A 15810-nucleotide genomic window follows, 5' to 3' on the forward strand; every position below is an offset into this window, starting at 1 on the left:
GGGATCGTTAAGGCGGAATGACCGGAGCCCGCTCCGCCTGCGCGAGCGGGAGCCGGCCATGATGCAAATATCTGCCTGTCCTCGGCTCCGTTCGCGGCGATCACCCCCGCGATCGTCGCAGGTGGCCCAGGTTCAGGCTGGGGGACCATGTCTCATCCGGCCAGCAGATTCGCCTTGCAATTGTGTTCGTGTACTGACGTAATGCTGAGATTGTTCAGTTTTATTTTCATAGTTGCGTATTTTGAGGTCGTGATGATTGTTCTGGATCGAACTCCCTATGCCATTGCTTTGCACCAACGTATGGCACTTCTCGAAAGTCAAATCGCGGAATTGGGCGTGTTGCGAAATCGAGTGGCGCAAGCTCAATTGCGCCGTTGCCGGAGCCGGCGAGCTTCCGAAAAGCCAGGCTCACGCCGTAGACGCAAGTAAACCTTCCGCACTCAACCGACGACCAGTTGCCGACTCGCGCCTTTAAGCCCAAGCTCTGGGGGGATGCGCGAGTCGGGGGATTCATGGAACGGAAGCCGTTCGAGAGCATGTCTGTCGAAGAGCTGTGGCGACTCCACACGGTCGTCAACGACATTCTCGCCGCGAGGCTCGTGGCCAAAAAGGAAGAGCTGGAACGACGATTGGGGCTGCTCAACCGAGAGGACAAGCCGCCCCATCGGCACGCTTGAGCCAGAGAAGTAGGGCAGCAGCAGTTGGCGGCTCCCGCCGCTCGTGCGGGCGGGCCGCTCTCTATCATCGTCTATTGGTACTTGTTGGCCATCAACAAGTGCGGCTCAGGTGGTGCGTCGCCGAGTGATGCCCTTTCGGCTGAGCGGCTTCACCATGGCTCAGCACTCCGCGGATCGGCAGGACGTCGCCGCGACAAGCGCAGCAGCCAGTTTGGCTTCCGCCCTGCTCAGAACGATGCAACCACGCGATGGGAGCAACGACACCGGGATCACAACCCCTCACGGAATGTCCCCAGTCTTTCGGCTATCACCAATCGAAACCGGCTTGTTCAGGAAATACTCGCGGTTGCCTGTCGCGGCTTCCGCGTATTGGTCGATCGCCACGATGATGGCCTGGACATGGGCATAGCACCACCCCTCCCGCGTCGCCTTTCGGCGAACGTCCTCGAGCGCGGTCAGGAAGGGCGATAGCTCGCGTTCATCGTCGAACCATCGCCTGCTCACCATGTCCTCCCGCCGAGCACCCTGCCCTTGGTCCGGCGCGGCCGCGCAATCCTAAGCGCGTCCCGCTGCGCGCGAAGACTTTCAATCTTCGCCTCCATCCGCGACAGCAGAGCTTCGGCCGAGGCCGTCCCGATCCGCGCACGCTGGAGTTGGAGGATCTCCTTCCTCTGCCTGCCCATCTGGATGCGCATCCGTTCGATCTCCCGCCTGACATGGTCCAGGTCCGGCATGTTCAACCTCGCGATTTGAATATGCCGTCATGAGAACAAAAACGGAACGAAGAGTCGAGTCCGACGTTGGACGGAAGCGGAATAGGAGATGCGCGATGGCCGACAACACCCAGAAGGCCCCGAAGGACTGGGTTTCCGGGGACGATCCGATGACGGGAGCCCAGGAATCCTACCTCAAGACCCTCGCCGAGCAGGCGCATCAGAACCTTCCCGAGGACGAGCTGACCAAGGCCGAGGCGTCCGAGTTGATTGACAAGCTGCGGCAAAAGGCCGGGCTGGAGCAGTGACCCGTAGAATTGCGGGAAGCCCGGGCCGTGTGTATGCAAACGAAATTGGGAATCGAAAATGCCTTATTTCGTTTGTGCCCGCGACGGTGCCGGCCAGATCATTTTGAAAAGAGACACGAGGGAGGCGGCCGAGAAGAAGGCCGCCGAGCTACGCGACATGGGCTATTTCGAAGTCGAGATCACGGCGAAGGGTGTCGGCAAGGCGGCGTGAGGAATTCGCGCGGGGTGGCTTCGTTGACCGGGCTGGTTCTCGCACGCAAAGCCGACGCCGAAGCAGGCGGGCAATCGGGCGGCTCTGTCAAAACAGTTCGCCTACGAATTTGATGATGCTGACGATCAGGCCGGAGAGACATGCTGCACTGCCGAGGTCGGCCAGATAAAGCAGCACGTGACGCTCGTCTTCACTGAGTTCTGCTAGCGCCTTGCGCATTTTCCCTCTCCATGGCCTCGATGAGCTCTTCGTCATCGAGGACATCAAGCAGATCATTGATTGTCTTGTTGCAGTCGCGCGACCCCGGCTCGACATAGCTCGCCAGAATAACCTGAGTCTGTTTGACGGTTTCTCTCACGCGATCCGCCATGCCGGTACTCCAATCATTCTGTGAAGCAAAACGCGATTGGGAACGGCGCGTTCCTTTGCTTAGCTCATTTGAATGAGCTTGCCCGCAACAGCCCTTCGGAAGTGACGTCGCGACCCTCCACGTCAGCGTAGAACTTTGGCTCGACCGAGGTGGCTTTCGGATTCCTGAGGGCTTGGACGGGTCGCGAACGCCGAGGCGGTCTCCGCGTCACGAGACAGATGACGAGATCGACCAGTAGCAGTGGTGCTTCGCGGAAATCATTGATCTCAGCTGCGGCGGAGCCTCGCAGGTCGCGGCTCACGTAAGAACCGAATGCCTTCCATGGCGATCTCCCGCTCGGTCCCCTCAAAGCCAGCCAAGTGACGAACAAGGCTCTCCCGAGCTTTGTGGGCCCGCTCTTCGGTGAGCGAAGTCATCATGCAGTAAGTGCGCATGATGTGTTCGATGACATCCGGCACGTTTGCCTCCTTTTCCCGGCAGAACAGAATGGGAAGGAAATTGTTCCTGTTCGTCGCCGCGCCACCTCGTAGCCAAACGATCGGGGAACGTTTTCGCGGATGCCAAGTTGTCCCGATGCCCGCCCCCAAAGGGCAAAGCGAAGGCCCCAGCTCACCGCCCCTGCCCCAAGGAGCTGGGGCCATCTTTCGCTCCGCGGTCGCTTTGCGAACCCGCAGCCAGGACCGTCCACGCAGGAATCGAACTCAATAATCTTACAGGAACGGCGTCGCACGAGACGCAACTAGGGTTGGAGGCGCAAAAGGATTCCTTGCCGGTCCTGCTCGCGACGACGCTGGTCGCTGCGCAGGATCTCCAACTCCGCTTCGGCTGCAGTCGTGTCGTCACCTAGTCGCTTCAACTCGACAAGACGCGCCTCTTGCGCAGCGAGTTGGCGCTCTCCTTGAACGACCTCGCGTTCGATTTGCCTCAACTGATCTGAGAGCGCGTCTCTGTACATGAGTTTCAGCCGCCTCCGGTTATCCTGCAACGCGCACGGTCACGAGACATACGTGATCCAACAAGGCGGCAACTAGCAGCGTTCCAGCGGCATGAAAAATTCGGAGCTTCGTCGGCGGCGCGCTGGATCATTGATATGGTTCGAGAAGACAGCCTGTGATGCGCGCCACCATTCATGGCGCGCGGCGCATGTCACGAGGTTGATCCTCAACAGGCTCGGCCGTTCGCGACGGACAGCAGTGATTTCGCCACCACGGTACGATCCAGCCAGTCGATCGCTGCGGCGATCGGGTCAGAGGACACATCGCCACCTGCATTACCTGCATTCGCGGAAGGGCGGCTCTTCAAAATGCCGCGAATGAACACCGACGGGCACGGAGCGCTATATTATGGGTATCAGTGGTGGCTTGGCCGTTCGCTGCTTGGCGGTCACGACCTGACCTGGACCGCCGGCTTCGGCAGTGGCGGCCAACGCCTTTTCATCCTGCCTCAGCTCGATCTCGTGGTCGTCGTGAACGCCTTCGACCACCAATATTCGATCCCGCTCGCCATCCTCAACCGGTTTGCGTTGCCTGCCGTAAGCGACTATCCGCCCCCTTCCGCGCAGAGCGTCAGATAGAGCCGAAATCCGCCTCATCTTCACCACCTACGCTTCCAGCAACCTTGCCCTTGTTGTGGCCCGGCCCGGTCTTCACGGCATCCCGCTGCTCGCACATGGTGTCGATCTTGGCTTGCCTCCGCGACAGGAGAGCTTCGACCGAGGCCATCGAGATGCCCGACCTGAAGGGTCAGGATTCCTCTTGCTCCTGGGGCCCCGGCTCAGGCTTGGCTGGCGTTGAAATCCCAATTGTCGGTGCTCAATCCCGCTTCATGAATATCTGACGCCGCAGCTGCTTTTGTCCCGCCTTGAAATGACCGGGCACCCATTCTTCCCAATCCTCCTTCAGGAATCCAGCGTCCGGGTCGCCCTTGCCCGCCTCCTTGATCTTCTTGACGACATAGCGCGAGTAGAAGTGGTCGAACACGCGCATGAACTCGCCGAAATAGATGTCGGCGACTCTCGTGTTCCCGCGCATGACCAGCATATTCTCGTCGTTGGCGTTCTGCGACGGCCTGCTGAAGTTGGCGGTGCCAGTTACGACGACCGGGTCCGAACTCAAGGGATCGATCAGCAGAAACTTGTCGTGAACGTAGAAGTTGCGGTTGAAACCCGTCAGCTTCTCGCCGAGGAAGAATTCGAGGTCGCCCTTTGAAAGCTTGGCTCCGGGCGCTATGACACTGTTACCCGTGACTTTGATTTCGTCGGCAAATTCGTCTCCGGGATCCTTGTCGAACAGCGAATAGCGGAGCGTATCATCGTCCTTTGCGAGCGCCTCGTAGAAGAAGTCGTCCAGATTGAACGCGAAGGTGATGCAGGCCATCCGCTTGGCGTCGGCGAGGAGATCCGCATACCACTCCAGCGTCGTGGGCTTGGTCTTTTCGTCGCGCGGCGAGTACAGCTGCAAGATGCGATTCTTCGGCGGCAAGGTATGGCGCGCAGGCGTCGCGTCGACAGCGAGATTCGCTTTCTTCAGGGGAGCCAGCGTCACGTCCGGTGCAGCGAGGCGCTCCCAATAGTCGAGGAAGCTCTGTGCAATCTCACCGTCCCATATGACGTGGCCGACATTGGAATGGCCGAAGATGCCGCCCGAGGAAATGTTCGTCGACCCCGTCCAGACGGCGATCGGTGCGCCGTTGTGGAGCAGGACGATGAATTTGTTATGCCTGATTCCGGCGCGTGACTTCTGCGGTGTGGAGATGCTGTTGATCTTGGCCGCGGCTATCATCTCTTCGTTTTCGTCCGCATAGCTTTGTGCCTCGTAGCGGATATCGACGTCGACGCCCGCATTCTTCGCTTTCTTGAACGCCAGACCGACGGGCTTGTAGCGAAATTCGTAAAGCATCGCCCGCAAGGCGTACGCGTCGGGGGGTTGCAACGTTGAAGGATATTCGATGAACTTGATGAGCGCCTCGAACAAGCCACGGGAAAGCCATTTCATCGCATCCGAGTTGGGGTCGTTTTCATCGAGCTCGGTCTTGCCGAACTTGCGGGCGAACGCCTGAGACCTGGCCGCGCCACGGTTGAAGTAGATGTCGTGGGTGGTTTCTCCGGGCTTCTTTCCGCCCTCCTCGGCCTCCGTGCTCACACGAACTTTGGTTGCCGATGCAACATCGAGTTCGAGCAGTTTCGGCTTGCCGTAGACCGGGATGACACACTGAACTCGTAGGTTGTCTCAGGCTTCGCCGTGTAATCGCCCCACTGAAATGTCTGAATTGGATGCTCCGACGTCGGCACCGGAGTTCCGGGCGCCAGTCCCTCATCCTTGTGCTTGAAGCGCTTGATCCCTCGGATGAAGTAGCGCTCGTGGATATTGCCGTTCCTGTCGAACTCGGTGCGCTCGATGGCGAAGCCCAATAGTCCGGTCTTCTTGGCTTCCTGGCCCGGCGCGAAGTCCCAGGCCAGCGTAACAACGTGCAGTCCAGCAATTGCGCGCACGTACAATACGGCGCCCTCTTCAAATTCGCGCACGGAAAGCCCCGCAATTTTGTCCCTGCGCAATATGCAGGGAGATCGCGTTTCTCAACGAGAACACGTGCATCTTCTCATGAGAACAATCCAAAGTCGAGATACCGCGCCCAAGATCGCCGCGATTGCCGTCACTCAAGGGGCCGTCGGCGCTGTCAGCACAATCTGGGAAATGGCCCCCGCGGCCATTCACGATGACAGTCCATGTTCTCACCGTTGGCCTGCATCTGTGAAAGCAAAGCTTCAGCGAGGCAATTACGATGACAGGAGCCGTCGGAAACTGCCGGTTCTTTCCTTATCTTGCCGCGGTCATCCGCGAAATGCCTGCCGCCGAAATTAAAGGAATTGATTGGACGCTTCAGGTAGCGCGCGATTATGATGCTACCAGAGATGTTACTTCTACAATGAGGGCTCTCATGGACGTCCTGGCAAGCGTACAAAAGCATGTGCATGTATTTAGCGGCGGACTCTTTGCAAACTGGATGCCTGCCGACAAGGTTGATGTCGGGGACTATGGAATAGTCTCTGGTGAGCGCTTCGTACGCGACGGCAATCTGAGCGAGCTTGACATCCCAATCGAGGTCGACGTTCCTTCAAAGTCGAAGGGCAAGCTCGAGTATACGGATCGAGCAGAGGTCTCCACCGCGATCGGCCTCAAGGTCGCGGCTGCCATCCCCGGACTGCCACCTCCAAAGACGTCCGCGCGCATCAAATTCTCGGGCAAAGGCGCATTCGTTTATCATCTCTCGGGAATTACAACGCGCAGATTCAGAGATGCCCGCAAACTGTATGAGGAAATCGCCCGACAATGGCTCGCAGGCAATTTACATTTTGAAGAACGGTCTGTCATCGTTTCCGAAACACGGGCCGCGGACAAGGCTACGATTGTCGTCTCGCAAGGGCATTCCGGGCTACTCGAGCTAAGCGGAGATTTCGACCTCGCAGGCGAGGCTGTGCTCGCGGAAGTCAGGGGGCAGCTCAGCGTCGCCACCAAGACAGGGAGCATGTTCCGTTGGCTGGCTTCTGACGCAACCATTCCCCTCATTGGTCTGATCCGGCCGGAAATGGGTCCACCAGATGGAGGCAATCAGAACAAAGCCGCAGCCGTCGTTGCCTCATTCGTTCAGAAGATACAGGATCTTTTTTCCCAGCATCGGTGGGATGTTCGCACGATTCAAATGCGCGATTATGTTCAAACCAAAGAACACGCGAGCTTCTCGGCGATACTACCTGACGGCCAAACCGTCTTGTTTCGCTTCAGAAAAGTCGAAGAGGCCGAGTTCTTTGCCCTGAACGATCCCTCGGGAGGGCAAGCAATCGTTGAAGAGAGAGTTCAAACAGTAGCAGTAGGTCGAAATAGAGCCGGCAAAGCGGCCTAATCTCTCAAATCGAAGCAGGAGCACAGCACCAGCAACGATATCGATCGATCAGCGAAGATCCTATCCACCGATATCCTCCCCTAACGGGCTGCCACGAGCAAGGAATTACGGGGTTGCGATGGACCGATCGCCGTTGCGGCGCCTGCTGAACCTGCGGAGTTCGTCTACGCACGCTGGTTTCCTCGCCAGCCGTTTCCCCTTCACGCACACGTGCACCCACCCCCTGCCCCCGGTCCCCTTTTCCTGCTATCTCCTCTTCCGCCGGCTTCGCCGACCCAAAAACCCTCCATCCGTTCCAGGGAGCAAGAAACATGCGATACCTCCACACCATGCTGCGCGTGCGCAATCTCGATGTCGCGCTGAAGTTCTATCAGGATGCACTGGGCTTGAAGGAGGTGCGGCGGATCGAGAACGACAAGGGGCGCTTCACGCTGGTGTTCCTGTGCTCGGCCGACGATCTCGAGGCGCTGAAGAAGCAGCCGCAAACGCGCGGCGCACCGCTAGTCGAGCTCACCTACAATTGGGACGAGGAGAAGTACGGCGAGGACCGCTTCTTCGGCCATCTCGCCTATGAGGTCGACGACATCTACGCCACCTGCGAGAAGCTGATGAAGGCCGGCGTCACCATCAACCGGCCGCCGCGCGACGGCAACATGGCCTTCGTGCGCTCGCCGGACCTGCACTCGATCGAGATCTTGCAGAAGGGCGATCCGAAAGCGCCGCAGGAGCCGTGGACATCGATGCCGAACACCGGCCATTGGTAACGCGCTTGGCAGGAACAAGCCCCCTCGCCCGACGTTCTCTCCCCAACGAAACCGATTGGAGGAGGATGCGATGGCGAGAGGGCTGTTGTTGTGGATGATTGGCGTGCCGATCCCGGTGATCATTCTGTTGTGGCTGTTCTTCGGCCGTTGATCGTCGCGTTGAATTTGCAACGAAGCTCCGCCCCGGGCGGAGCTTTTTGCATGAGGGGCTCGGCGCAATCGCGCATCGCTCGATGATGCAAATTCCGCTATCCCCGCCCCAATCGAACACGCTGCGGGAGACGCTTCATGCCTGACACCAAGCTGACGATCTGGGGCCGCGCCAATTCGGTCAACGTGCAGAAGGTGCTGTGGTGCCTCACCGAGCTCGGCCTGCCGTTCGAGCGCATCGATGCCGGCATGCAATACGGCAAGACCCGCGAGGCCGACTATCTCGCGATGAATCCCAACGCGCGGATCCCGACGCTGGTCGAGGGCGACTTCGTGCTGTGGGAGTCCAATTCGATCATGCGCTATCTCTGCCTCGCGCATGGACGCGGCACGCCGATCTATCCCGAGGCGACGAAGCCGCGCGCCAGCGTCGACCGCTGGCTCGACTGGACGCTGTCGGCGGTGCAGCCGGTTGATCGCCCGGTGTTCTGGGGCATCGTGCGAACCGCACCCGCCGAACGCGACATGATCCAGGTGCAGCGCGATGCCGATGCCGCTGCCGAGGTCTGGGCGATCGCCGATCGCCTGCTTTCCTCGCGCCGCTTCATCGAGGGCGAGGCGTTCACGATCGCCGACATCGCAATCGGCTGCTATGCGCGGCGCTGGCTCGGCGTCGAAGGCATCAGCCGGCCGGCGCAGCCGCACCTCACCCGCTGGCTCGCCGAGCTCGGCAAGCGGCCCGGATTTGCGCAATTCGTTGCACCGCCGATGTCGTGACCGGCGGCGCGGCCTAAGCTGCGCTGATCGCGCGAGGAATCGTCGTTGTGGCGCAACCGTCCGGCATGTGACGGCTACGGTGCATGGGGTTGTTTTCGCAGATTTTGTTTTGGATCCTACCGCCAGCCGCGCTCGACCAGCAACACGCAGACGATCAGCACCAGCGTCACGGCGGCGGTGGCCAGCCGCGCGGTCCAGCTCAGGCCGCGCCCGACCCACCACAGCAGCGCGCAATACATCAGCACCGGAACGATGATATCGAGCCGCATCAGATCCGGTGACATGCGGCCTCAGCGCCCCACGGTGGTGCCGATGCGGACCGAGCCGCCGACCTCCACGCAGGTCCCGGTGCCCTCGACCATGACGAAGCGCGCCCCGTAGGCGGCGCAGGAGCCTGCCCCGGCCTTCCCGGCGGTGCCCTTCAGCGGCAGCAGCGCCTTGCCGGTCTCCTTGCCCGCCTGCGGCCGCTCGGCAGGCGGCAGGCGCAGGCTCTCAGCCGCGGTCGCGGATGTGGCCAGCAACGAGACGAGGATGAGGAGCGGCGCGCGCATGGGCGCCTTGTAGCCCGGACTGCGCCAGCGCGCCATCCGGGTCAGCGCGCCCTGATGTCAGAGGAACTTGATGCCGGCCGACTTGCCGCGGCGCCAGACCACCTGGCAGCTCCGCCCAGTCCGGGCATCGCGGGCAAAGGCCAGCCGGATCACGCCGGGAAGCTGGCTCGCATCCTCGTCCAGCGTGATCTTCGCGCCCGTATCCGAGATGTCCTGGACCAGGCAATGCCGCGCCGCGAATCCGCCGTCGAGCGTGATCCAGGCGTGCTGCGACAGCAGCTTGCGGGCTGCGCGCTTCTTTGGCGGTGGCATTGGAAAATCTCCCACTCCAGCGCTACTCAGGGAACCCTAAGAAACCGTTGAATTCGTCCAATGATCCCCGGTCCGGCGCTATCCACCGGGATCAAAAGACCGTTCCCGAACGGCTTGCCCGGGAGCGCAAAGGCCACTATACGTTCGCCCGCTGCAAGCCGCCGGACACTGTTCGGCCGGCCAGCGGCCGTGCCGCGACAAGCGGCGGGGCCCTGCGTTTGCTCCCTTCGTCTATCGGTTAGGACGCCACCCTTTCACGGTGGAGAGAGCGGTTCGATTCCGCTAGGGAGCGCCAGCTGCGCGTTGGCGCGCCAAAGCCGACAAATCCATCCCGCGACGTGAACCTCCCTGCCCCCGACCTCCGACCAAGGTCCGATCGGAACCGGGCAGGCCCATGGAGCAGCGCGAGACCATCCCGAAAGACCACGCCGGCGCGGCCTCGCAGCCGCCGCCCTGGATGCATCGGACGGCGCCCTATGCGCCGGGCCGGCGTGCCAGGATGCTCGAGCACATGGCGCGCGCCAGATCGCTTCCGCAGCGCCAGGCCACGGCGGCGCAACTATCGCCGCAATCGTCGCTTGCGGCCGGCATGACCATTCTCGGTGACGCCTCTGGCTACGCAGTCTTGTTCGGCATCATCGCCCTCCTCTTCCAGTCCTACGTTCCCCTCTATCTCGGCGCGTTTCTCTTCCTGACCGACGGCACGCGCATCGAAAGCGCGCTCGGAGCGATCGGTATCAGGTTCGAGTCCGACACGATCGGGCCCGATATCATCAAGGGCTCCGGGTCCTGGTTCGGCTGGATCGCGCTGCTCGTGTCCTCGAGAGGCTCCGTCCCCGCCTGGCTCGCACCGTGGATGCCGCCAGCCTTGTCATGGTCTTCGATCGCCGGCATCGCTCTTGCGCTCGCCATTCTCGATACGCTCGCAGCGTCGATGATCCCTCGCGCAGGTCCGTGGTTCGGATTGGCGATCCGGCCAGACAGCCTGATCTGCACGGCAATCAAGTTCGTCATCCTCGTCGGTGTGCTCGCGCTGCTGGTGCTGCTCGAAGCGGCCTGAACACCACCGTCCGGATGGCGCGATGACGACGTTGTGACCTCACGCAGGCGAAATGTCGCGCCGCGCCGGCCTGCGCATTTACCGGAAATTTACCCCTGCTCGGAAGCTGCGGTATCATTTGCTTAGACTTTGACCGCTACCAGTGGATTTACGGAAATCACCCGAAACCCCGATCGGCGTTCATGTCTGTTGCAGAGTTTCTCAGGCAGCGTGCAGTGGAAGTCACCGTGGACGGCAGCTACTCGCTGCCGCGCTGGTACGATTGCGAGGGCAAGCTCCGCAGCTTCGCTTGCCGCACCAAACGCGTCTCGCCTTTCCGCATGATCGTGGACGTGCCTGTGGTCGGCAAGGTCGGCGAGCGCCTCACCTCCTACTTCCAGGATTTTGGCGAATTCCAGTGCACGATCAGCGCGACGCTGAAGTCGGGTTTCCTGATGGAGCTCGACATGACGCGAGCACGGCGCGCCTGGATGTCGGAAAAGCTGACCTGGCTCGAGAAGAAGCAGAAGGACGCCAGCGTCCAGGAGCTGCGGCGTGACGCGCGTTTCGTTCCGCAGGTCTCGCATACGTTCCTGACGCTCGCCGACGGTAGCACCCATCCGTGCTTCATCATCGACGTCTCCACGGCCGGGGTCGCGGTCTCCTGCGAGTACGATCCGCCGGTCGGAACCCCGCTTGCGGTCGGCGCCTGCGTCGGACGCGTGATCCGCAAGTTCGACCACGGCTTTGCGGTCCAATTTGCCGAAAAGCAGTCCCGGGACGACCTCGTCCGGCTGATCGTCCGCACGCCCTTGCTGCAGTCGGCCTGACCCTCGGCATCGCCGCCCTATAGTGGCCCCATTGCGGGGTCAGCTTTTGTGGGTCGGGTCTGTGCCTCGTGCCGGACGTCAGTTGCAGACTTGCGATCGGGGGACCGAATGGCAGTCGACAAGATCACTTGGGACAGGGTCGGCCGGGTCACCGAGCCCGGACGCTACATGTATACCTTCGGCTGGCTTACCATCACCGCCGGCGACCTCGAGATCTGGAAGCAGTTCCCGCAGGCCGCCTTCACGCTGCTGGCCCAGCATTCCGAGCCGCACGAGTCCGTCGGCGAGGAATTCCATCTCGGCGCCTTTGACGTCGCACCCGACACCTCGTTGACCAAGCACTGAGCCCCGAAAACAGGCGCCGCCGCGGGAACGCGTGGCATGGGCGTTGCTTTATCATGGCCATGATGCACATCCCTGCCGTCGACCAGACCTTCCTGCTGCTGCTCATCATCTTCTGCCTCGGCACGTGCCTCGTACGTGCCTTCTGGGAGCTTGAGCAGGCGCGAGCGCGCCGGATCGCGCCGCCGTCGCGCACAACGAAGCGCGATTAGGCTGGCGTAGCCGGGTCGCGGGCCGGTCCGGAGCGGCAATTCCGCTTCCGGGCCCATCGCCGTGTCGTGAAGCGAAGAAGCCTGCGTATTTCCTTGATCCGGCTCGCCAATCGCGGCCATCCCCTGAACACGTGATCGCTGCCGTGGATGACGAACAGGTTCTGTCATGCGATTGATTGCGCTTGTATTCTACACCTTCACCGGCGGTACGGATGAATGGAAGCTGTCGCGGCTGTTAAGCGAGGCGACAGCAAGCACATGACAGATGGTCGCAGCGATGGAAGTGGATAAGGCGATCAAGGGAACCTATTTTCGGCGCCGATGTACCTGATTGAAGCGTTACCCACCGTCATCGGAACTGCCGCCATCGCCCCGGCGCTGCTGATGCTGTGGCTCGTCATCGCCGCCGAGGAGCGCCCGGGGCCCCCCGCCCAGGTCTGGACCGCCTTCCTGCTCGGCGCGGCCAGCATTTCCCTGCTGGGCCTCGCCCGCGCGCCCTTCGCCAAGATGGTCGCTGCGCCCGACGACCCTTGGGCGGCGCTCGCCATGCATTCGATCTTCGGTGTCGCGCTGCCGGAGGAAGCCGTCAAAGTGATTGCCATCGTGCTGGTGTCCTCGACCAAGCGGCGGACTTTTGCCAATCCGATGGACACCGTGGTCTATGGCGCCGCCGTCGGCCTCGGCTTCGCCGCTTACGAGAACCTTGCCTACCTCGTGCAACATGCCGAGATGTGGCGCTCGCTGGCCGCCCTGCGCAGCGTGCTGACGGTGCCATTCCACGGCGCGCTCGGCATCATCGCAGGCGCCTACCTCACCATCGCCCGTGCCGGCACGGCGCTGGGTGCCAACCGCCACCATCGCGACTGGGCCCGCCTGTCCAGCCGCCTGCTGATCTTTGCCGGTCCGCTCGCGCTGCATTCGGCCTTCGACTTCCCGCTGCTCACCCTCCAACGCATGCCGGATCTGGACCCGACGCTCCGGATGTGGCTGGGCGCAGCGAGCCTGTTGGTCGGCTTCAGTTCGATCGCCTTCGCCATCCGCCTGGTCCGGCGTGTTGCGCGCCATCACGCGCCCCGGACGGACGTCGCCCGCGAGCGGCTCAGCCAACTGCGCCGGATGTGGGCGCTGCTGCTCGCCGGCGGCGGCGTCGGCTTTCTCGGCCTCGCCTTCGTGTTGACCTCGATCCATCACTGGCTGATCAATCCCGAGCGCAATCTGACGCTGGCCCTGATCCCGATCGGCTTCGTCTCGATCCTGCTCGGTCTTGCGCTTCTGGTTGTCACGACCGCGATCTACATTCTCGGCCGCAACCGCATCCGCACCAGCGCCGAAGGCTTTTCCTCGGCGCCCGGCGGCGGGTAGCCCGCGGAATGGCAAGCGCGCCGCGCGCATAGTAGATTGAGTCCAGCCCTCCCGCTCAGGAGCCTGCCGATGCCATCGCCCGAGGAGTTTTCACGGATGCAATCCGCGATGAGCCGGGCGATGAAGGCGCATTGGAGGGCGTTCCTGTTCGAGGGAATCCTGCTCGCGGTTCTCGGCATTGCCGCGCTGATCCTGCCGCCGCTCGCGAGCCTTGCGACCGCGATCTTCCTCGGCTGGATGCTCCTGATCAGCGGCATCGGCGGACTGATCGTGACCTATTGGGCGCGCAGCACGCCTGGCTTCTGGTGGTCGCTGATCTCAGCTGCGCTCGCGGTGCTCGCCGGCATGCTGCTGCTGGCCCGCCCGATGCAGGCCGTGCTGACGCTGACCATCGTGCTCGGCGCTTATTTCCTCGCCGAAGGCGTCGCCACCATCATGTACGCGTTGGAACATCGCCGCGAGCTGAGCAGCCGCTGGTCGTGGCTGCTGATCTCGGGCCTCGTCGACATCGCGATCGCGTTCATGGTGATCACGGGACTGCCGAGCTCGGCAGAATGGGCGATCGGCGTCCTCGTCGGCATCAACCTGCTGTTCGGGGGTGCCACCCTGATCGGCATGGCGCTGGCGGCACGCAAAAGCAACACCTGAGACGCCTCGTCGCGTCTCGCGCCGTTTGGGGGGTGACAAGGCGCCAGCGGCACGCTATATGGCCTCCCATGATCACCGTCGCCACCAGCTATTTTTGGTACTTTAGCTACGACAGCTCGCTGGCGGCGGGAGGATCGCGCTCAATCTGACACATTGCAGCAAACGTCCGAACAAGCCGCCAGACCTGGCGGCTTTTTTATTGGCCGGCAGGTTCTAAACAGACAGGAGCCCGCCGTGCTGAGCACGACCGACGATCTTCGTATCCGCGAACTGAAAGAGCTGAGCACGCCGGAAGAGGTGATGCGGGAGGTCCCGCGCACGCTCACCGCGACGCGTGTGGTGATGGCCGCGCGCAATGCCATCCATGCGATCCTGAGCGGTCAGGACGACCGCCTGCTGGTCGTGGTCGGCCCCTGCTCGGTGCATGATCCCAGGGCTGCACTCGACTACGCCGAGCGCCTCGCAAAGCTGCGCGAGGACCTCGCCGACCAGCTCGAGATCGTGATGCGGGTTTATTTCGAGAAGCCGCGCACCACGGTCGGCTGGAAGGGTCTGATCAACGATCCCAATCTCGACGGCAGCTTCGACATCAACAAGGGCCTGCGGTTGGCGCGCAACGTTCTGTCGGCCGTCAACAATCTCGGCCTGCCCGCAGGCGCCGAATTCCTCGACATGACGACGCCGCAATACATCGCCGACCTCGTGTCATGGGCTGCGATCGGCGCGCGTACGACCGAGAGTCAGATCCATCGCGAGCTCGCGTCGGGGCTGTCCTGTCCGGTCGGCTTCAAGAACGGCACGGACGGCAACGTGCGGATCGCGGCGGACGCGGTGAAGTCGGCCGCGCATCCGCATCATTTCATGGCGGTGACCAAGCTCGGCCGTTCGGCGATCGCTTCGACTGCGGGCAACGAGGACTGCCACATCATCCTGCGTGGCGGCAGCAAGCCGAACTACGACGCGGCAAGCGTCGCATCTGCCTGCAACGAGCTGACCAAATCGGGCGTCGCGCCGCTGGTGATGGTCGATGCGAGCCACGCCAATTCGAGCAAGAAGCCGGAGAACCAGCCGCTGGTGATGACCGACATTGCAGGCCAGATCGCCGGAGGCGAGACCCGCATCATGGGCGTGATGATCGAGAGCAATCTCGTCGCCGGCCGTCAGGACGTGGTACCGGGAAAGCCGCTCACCTACGGCCAGAGCATCACCGACGGCTGCATTGACTGGCCGAGCACGGCGGCCGTGCTCGAGCAGCTCGCCGACGCGGTCGAGATCCGCCGCAATACCCAGCGTGCAGGGCTGCACGAACGCTCGGCTTAGCTGAATCAGGTGCGGGCGGGGCAACGCTGTCGCGCCCTGCCCGCATCGTTGCGGTCTAGCAGCCGCGGCAAATGCTCTTGATCTTGCGATCGAGCTCCGCGTCTTCCTTGTTCGCGGGGGTGTTCGGATTGCTCAGATTCTTCTCGCTCGGCACGTCGGCCGCGCGCGGCTGACGGTGACCGACGGGGGCCGGCAACACTCCGGAGCTCATGCCCCCCGATGTCGATCCCTTGGATCCGCCGGTCTGGGCAACCGCCGCGCCGCCAAGCAAGACCACGAGCGATGCTGCCACCATGATCCTTTTCATGTCCGCTTCTCCGTTCTC

26 protein-coding genes and 1 tRNA gene are annotated in these 15810 nt (G+C 62.2%); 15 read left to right on the forward strand and 12 right to left on the reverse strand.

The annotated features are described in order from the left end of the window. Window positions 1-512 precede the first annotated feature (512 nt). Window positions 513-677, forward strand: coding sequence for a hypothetical protein (locus NLM27_RS13735; RefSeq protein WP_254143803.1), 165 nt, complete (start codon window positions 513-515; stop codon window positions 675-677). A gap of 279 nt (window positions 678-956) precedes the next feature. Here the strand turns inward: NLM27_RS13735 and NLM27_RS13740 are convergent, their stop codons facing one another. After that, window positions 957-1181 carry a hypothetical protein gene (locus NLM27_RS13740; protein WP_254143804.1) on the reverse strand — a complete coding sequence of 75 codons (225 nt, stop codon included), beginning with the start codon at window positions 1179-1181 and terminating at the stop codon, window positions 957-959. After that, entirely contained in the window at window positions 1178-1411 is a 234-nt protein-coding gene (locus NLM27_RS13745) for a hypothetical protein (protein WP_254143805.1), read from the reverse strand. The genes NLM27_RS13740 and NLM27_RS13745 overlap by 4 nt, the downstream gene beginning before the upstream one ends. A 95-nt stretch (window positions 1412-1506) precedes the next feature. On the opposite strand from NLM27_RS13745, the gene NLM27_RS13750 reads away from it, so the two are divergent. Continuing rightward, a complete protein-coding gene (locus tag NLM27_RS13750; protein ID WP_254143806.1) occupies window positions 1507-1698 on the forward strand; it encodes a DUF3072 domain-containing protein in 192 nt (63 codons plus the stop codon). A 58-nt stretch (window positions 1699-1756) separates the two neighbouring features. Then, window positions 1757-1909 (forward strand): hypothetical protein, encoded by a 153-nt coding sequence (locus NLM27_RS13755; RefSeq protein ID WP_254143807.1) that lies wholly within the window; start codon window positions 1757-1759, stop codon window positions 1907-1909. Window positions 1910-1996: 87 nt separating this feature from the next. On the opposite strand, the gene NLM27_RS43575 is transcribed toward NLM27_RS13755, so the two are convergent. The 3 genes from NLM27_RS43575 to NLM27_RS13765 all read right to left on the reverse strand — a co-directional run bounded on the left by NLM27_RS43575 (window position 1997) and on the right by NLM27_RS13765 (window position 2737). Further along, the gene (locus tag NLM27_RS43575; RefSeq protein ID WP_256569967.1) at window positions 1997-2128 is read right to left on the reverse strand and encodes a hypothetical protein; all 132 of its coding nucleotides are present in this window, start codon (window positions 2126-2128) and stop codon (window positions 1997-1999) included. Continuing rightward, a complete protein-coding gene (locus NLM27_RS13760; RefSeq protein WP_254143808.1) occupies window positions 2100-2279 on the reverse strand; it encodes a hypothetical protein in 180 nt (59 codons plus the stop codon). The genes NLM27_RS43575 and NLM27_RS13760 overlap by 29 nt, the downstream gene beginning before the upstream one ends. 266 nt (window positions 2280-2545) lie before the next feature. Further along, on the reverse strand, window positions 2546-2737 hold the full coding sequence (locus NLM27_RS13765) for a hypothetical protein (RefSeq protein ID WP_254143809.1): 192 nt from the start codon (window positions 2735-2737) through the stop codon (window positions 2546-2548). Window positions 2738-3591: 854 nt separating this feature from the next. Between NLM27_RS13765 and NLM27_RS13770 the strand changes: the two genes are divergently transcribed. Then, window positions 3592-3852, forward strand: coding sequence for a hypothetical protein (locus NLM27_RS13770; protein ID WP_254143810.1), 261 nt, complete (start codon window positions 3592-3594; stop codon window positions 3850-3852). Here the strand turns inward: NLM27_RS13770 and NLM27_RS13775 are convergent. The 3 genes from NLM27_RS13775 to NLM27_RS13785 all read right to left on the reverse strand — a co-directional run bounded on the left by NLM27_RS13775 (window position 3845) and on the right by NLM27_RS13785 (window position 5802). Then, window positions 3845-4000, reverse strand: a complete 156-nt coding sequence (locus NLM27_RS13775; protein WP_254143811.1) for a hypothetical protein — start codon at window positions 3998-4000, stop codon at window positions 3845-3847. The two genes, NLM27_RS13770 and NLM27_RS13775, sit on opposite strands and share 8 nt — an antisense overlap. A gap of 90 nt (window positions 4001-4090) precedes the next feature. Beyond that, entirely contained in the window at window positions 4091-5419 is a 1329-nt protein-coding gene (locus NLM27_RS13780) for a hypothetical protein (protein ID WP_254143812.1), read from the reverse strand. Beyond that, entirely contained in the window at window positions 5416-5802 is a 387-nt protein-coding gene (locus NLM27_RS13785) for a hypothetical protein (RefSeq protein ID WP_254143813.1), read from the reverse strand. Before NLM27_RS13785 ends, NLM27_RS13780 begins: the two co-directional genes overlap by 4 nt. Before the next feature lie 257 nt (window positions 5803-6059). Here NLM27_RS13785 and NLM27_RS13790 point away from each other — a divergent pair, with 257 nt between their 5' ends. From NLM27_RS13790 to NLM27_RS13800, 3 genes are all read left to right on the forward strand, one after another. Next, entirely contained in the window at window positions 6060-7178 is a 1119-nt protein-coding gene (locus NLM27_RS13790) for a hypothetical protein (RefSeq protein WP_254143814.1), read from the forward strand. A gap of 311 nt (window positions 7179-7489) precedes the next feature. Beyond that, entirely contained in the window at window positions 7490-7942 is a 453-nt protein-coding gene (locus tag NLM27_RS13795; RefSeq protein WP_254143815.1) for a VOC family protein, read from the forward strand. Between the two features lie 288 nt (window positions 7943-8230). Then, a complete protein-coding gene (locus NLM27_RS13800) occupies window positions 8231-8869 on the forward strand; it encodes a glutathione S-transferase family protein (RefSeq protein ID WP_254143816.1) in 639 nt (212 codons plus the stop codon). A 116-nt stretch (window positions 8870-8985) separates the two neighbouring features. On the opposite strand, the gene NLM27_RS13805 is transcribed toward NLM27_RS13800, so the two are convergent. From NLM27_RS13805 to NLM27_RS13815, 3 genes are read right to left on the reverse strand one after another with little or no spacing between them, the layout of a single operon-like run. Next, the gene (locus NLM27_RS13805) at window positions 8986-9153 is read right to left on the reverse strand and encodes a hypothetical protein (RefSeq protein ID WP_254143817.1); all 168 of its coding nucleotides are present in this window, start codon (window positions 9151-9153) and stop codon (window positions 8986-8988) included. 6 nt (window positions 9154-9159) lie between these two features. Beyond that, window positions 9160-9420, reverse strand: coding sequence for a porin (locus NLM27_RS13810; protein WP_254143818.1), 261 nt, complete (start codon window positions 9418-9420; stop codon window positions 9160-9162). A 57-nt stretch (window positions 9421-9477) separates the two neighbouring features. Continuing rightward, the gene (locus tag NLM27_RS13815; protein ID WP_254143819.1) at window positions 9478-9732 is read right to left on the reverse strand and encodes a PilZ domain-containing protein; all 255 of its coding nucleotides are present in this window, start codon (window positions 9730-9732) and stop codon (window positions 9478-9480) included. A gap of 220 nt (window positions 9733-9952) precedes the next feature. Here NLM27_RS13815 and NLM27_RS13820 point away from each other — a divergent pair. From NLM27_RS13820 to NLM27_RS13855, 8 genes are all read left to right on the forward strand, one after another. Beyond that, window positions 9953-10027: transfer RNA gene (locus tag NLM27_RS13820), tRNA-Glu, on the forward strand. A gap of 99 nt (window positions 10028-10126) precedes the next feature. Beyond that, window positions 10127-10792, forward strand: coding sequence for a hypothetical protein (locus tag NLM27_RS13825; protein ID WP_254143820.1), 666 nt, complete (start codon window positions 10127-10129; stop codon window positions 10790-10792). A gap of 182 nt (window positions 10793-10974) precedes the next feature. After that, window positions 10975-11601, forward strand: a complete 627-nt coding sequence (locus tag NLM27_RS13830) for a PilZ domain-containing protein (protein ID WP_254143821.1) — start codon at window positions 10975-10977, stop codon at window positions 11599-11601. A gap of 108 nt (window positions 11602-11709) precedes the next feature. Further along, complete coding sequence (locus tag NLM27_RS13835; protein WP_254143822.1) at window positions 11710-11946, forward strand: hypothetical protein; 237 nt, start codon at window positions 11710-11712, stop codon at window positions 11944-11946. Between the two features lie 53 nt (window positions 11947-11999). Next, window positions 12000-12155, forward strand: a complete 156-nt coding sequence (locus NLM27_RS13840; RefSeq protein ID WP_254143823.1) for a hypothetical protein — start codon at window positions 12000-12002, stop codon at window positions 12153-12155. Between the two features lie 321 nt (window positions 12156-12476). Next, window positions 12477-13517, forward strand: coding sequence for a PrsW family glutamic-type intramembrane protease (locus NLM27_RS13845; protein WP_254143824.1), 1041 nt, complete (start codon window positions 12477-12479; stop codon window positions 13515-13517). A 69-nt stretch (window positions 13518-13586) separates the two neighbouring features. Next, the gene (locus tag NLM27_RS13850) at window positions 13587-14165 is read left to right on the forward strand and encodes an HdeD family acid-resistance protein (RefSeq protein WP_254143825.1); all 579 of its coding nucleotides are present in this window, start codon (window positions 13587-13589) and stop codon (window positions 14163-14165) included. Between the two features lie 234 nt (window positions 14166-14399). Beyond that, window positions 14400-15485, forward strand: a complete 1086-nt coding sequence (locus NLM27_RS13855) for a 3-deoxy-7-phosphoheptulonate synthase (RefSeq protein ID WP_309144745.1) — start codon at window positions 14400-14402, stop codon at window positions 15483-15485. 55 nt (window positions 15486-15540) lie between these two features. Here the strand turns inward: NLM27_RS13855 and NLM27_RS13860 are convergent, their stop codons facing one another. Beyond that, on the reverse strand, window positions 15541-15792 hold the full coding sequence (locus NLM27_RS13860) for a hypothetical protein (RefSeq protein ID WP_254143826.1): 252 nt from the start codon (window positions 15790-15792) through the stop codon (window positions 15541-15543). Window positions 15793-15810 lie beyond the last annotated feature (18 nt).

Source organism: Bradyrhizobium sp. CCGB12, from assembly GCF_024199845.1.
In the GTDB taxonomy this organism is placed as follows: Bacteria; Pseudomonadota; Alphaproteobacteria; order Rhizobiales; family Xanthobacteraceae; genus Bradyrhizobium.

Bases quoted from the DNA above. Each gene is read 5' to 3' on its own strand.
- NLM27_RS13805 (WP_254143817.1), bottom strand. From the start codon at position 9,153: ATGTCACCGGATCTGATGCGGCTCGATATCATCGTTCCGGTGCTGATG.
- NLM27_RS13770 (WP_254143810.1), top strand. From the start codon at position 3,592: ATGAACACCGACGGGCACGGAGCGCTATATTATGGGTATCAGTGGTGG.
- NLM27_RS13755 (WP_254143807.1), top strand. From the start codon at position 1,757: ATGCCTTATTTCGTTTGTGCCCGCGACGGTGCCGGCCAGATCATTTTG.
- NLM27_RS13840 (WP_254143823.1), top strand. From the start codon at position 12,000: ATGGCCATGATGCACATCCCTGCCGTCGACCAGACCTTCCTGCTGCTG.
- NLM27_RS13845 (WP_254143824.1), top strand. From the start codon at position 12,477: ATGTACCTGATTGAAGCGTTACCCACCGTCATCGGAACTGCCGCCATC.
- NLM27_RS13735 (WP_254143803.1), top strand. From the start codon at position 513: ATGGAACGGAAGCCGTTCGAGAGCATGTCTGTCGAAGAGCTGTGGCGA.
- NLM27_RS13775 (WP_254143811.1), bottom strand. From the start codon at position 4,000: ATGGCCTCGGTCGAAGCTCTCCTGTCGCGGAGGCAAGCCAAGATCGAC.
- NLM27_RS13815 (WP_254143819.1), bottom strand. From the start codon at position 9,732: ATGCCACCGCCAAAGAAGCGCGCAGCCCGCAAGCTGCTGTCGCAGCAC.
- NLM27_RS13830 (WP_254143821.1), top strand. From the start codon at position 10,975: ATGTCTGTTGCAGAGTTTCTCAGGCAGCGTGCAGTGGAAGTCACCGTG.
- NLM27_RS13745 (WP_254143805.1), bottom strand. From the start codon at position 1,411: ATGCCGGACCTGGACCATGTCAGGCGGGAGATCGAACGGATGCGCATC.
- NLM27_RS13860 (WP_254143826.1), bottom strand. From the start codon at position 15,792: ATGAAAAGGATCATGGTGGCAGCATCGCTCGTGGTCTTGCTTGGCGGC.
- NLM27_RS13825 (WP_254143820.1), top strand. From the start codon at position 10,127: ATGGAGCAGCGCGAGACCATCCCGAAAGACCACGCCGGCGCGGCCTCG.
- NLM27_RS13790 (WP_254143814.1), top strand. From the start codon at position 6,060: ATGACAGGAGCCGTCGGAAACTGCCGGTTCTTTCCTTATCTTGCCGCG.
- NLM27_RS13800 (WP_254143816.1), top strand. From the start codon at position 8,231: ATGCCTGACACCAAGCTGACGATCTGGGGCCGCGCCAATTCGGTCAAC.
- NLM27_RS13835 (WP_254143822.1), top strand. From the start codon at position 11,710: ATGGCAGTCGACAAGATCACTTGGGACAGGGTCGGCCGGGTCACCGAG.
- NLM27_RS43575 (WP_256569967.1), bottom strand. From the start codon at position 2,128: ATGCGCAAGGCGCTAGCAGAACTCAGTGAAGACGAGCGTCACGTGCTG.
- NLM27_RS13795 (WP_254143815.1), top strand. From the start codon at position 7,490: ATGCGATACCTCCACACCATGCTGCGCGTGCGCAATCTCGATGTCGCG.
- NLM27_RS13750 (WP_254143806.1), top strand. From the start codon at position 1,507: ATGGCCGACAACACCCAGAAGGCCCCGAAGGACTGGGTTTCCGGGGAC.
- NLM27_RS13850 (WP_254143825.1), top strand. From the start codon at position 13,587: ATGCCATCGCCCGAGGAGTTTTCACGGATGCAATCCGCGATGAGCCGG.
- NLM27_RS13810 (WP_254143818.1), bottom strand. From the start codon at position 9,420: ATGCGCGCGCCGCTCCTCATCCTCGTCTCGTTGCTGGCCACATCCGCG.
- NLM27_RS13760 (WP_254143808.1), bottom strand. From the start codon at position 2,279: ATGGCGGATCGCGTGAGAGAAACCGTCAAACAGACTCAGGTTATTCTG.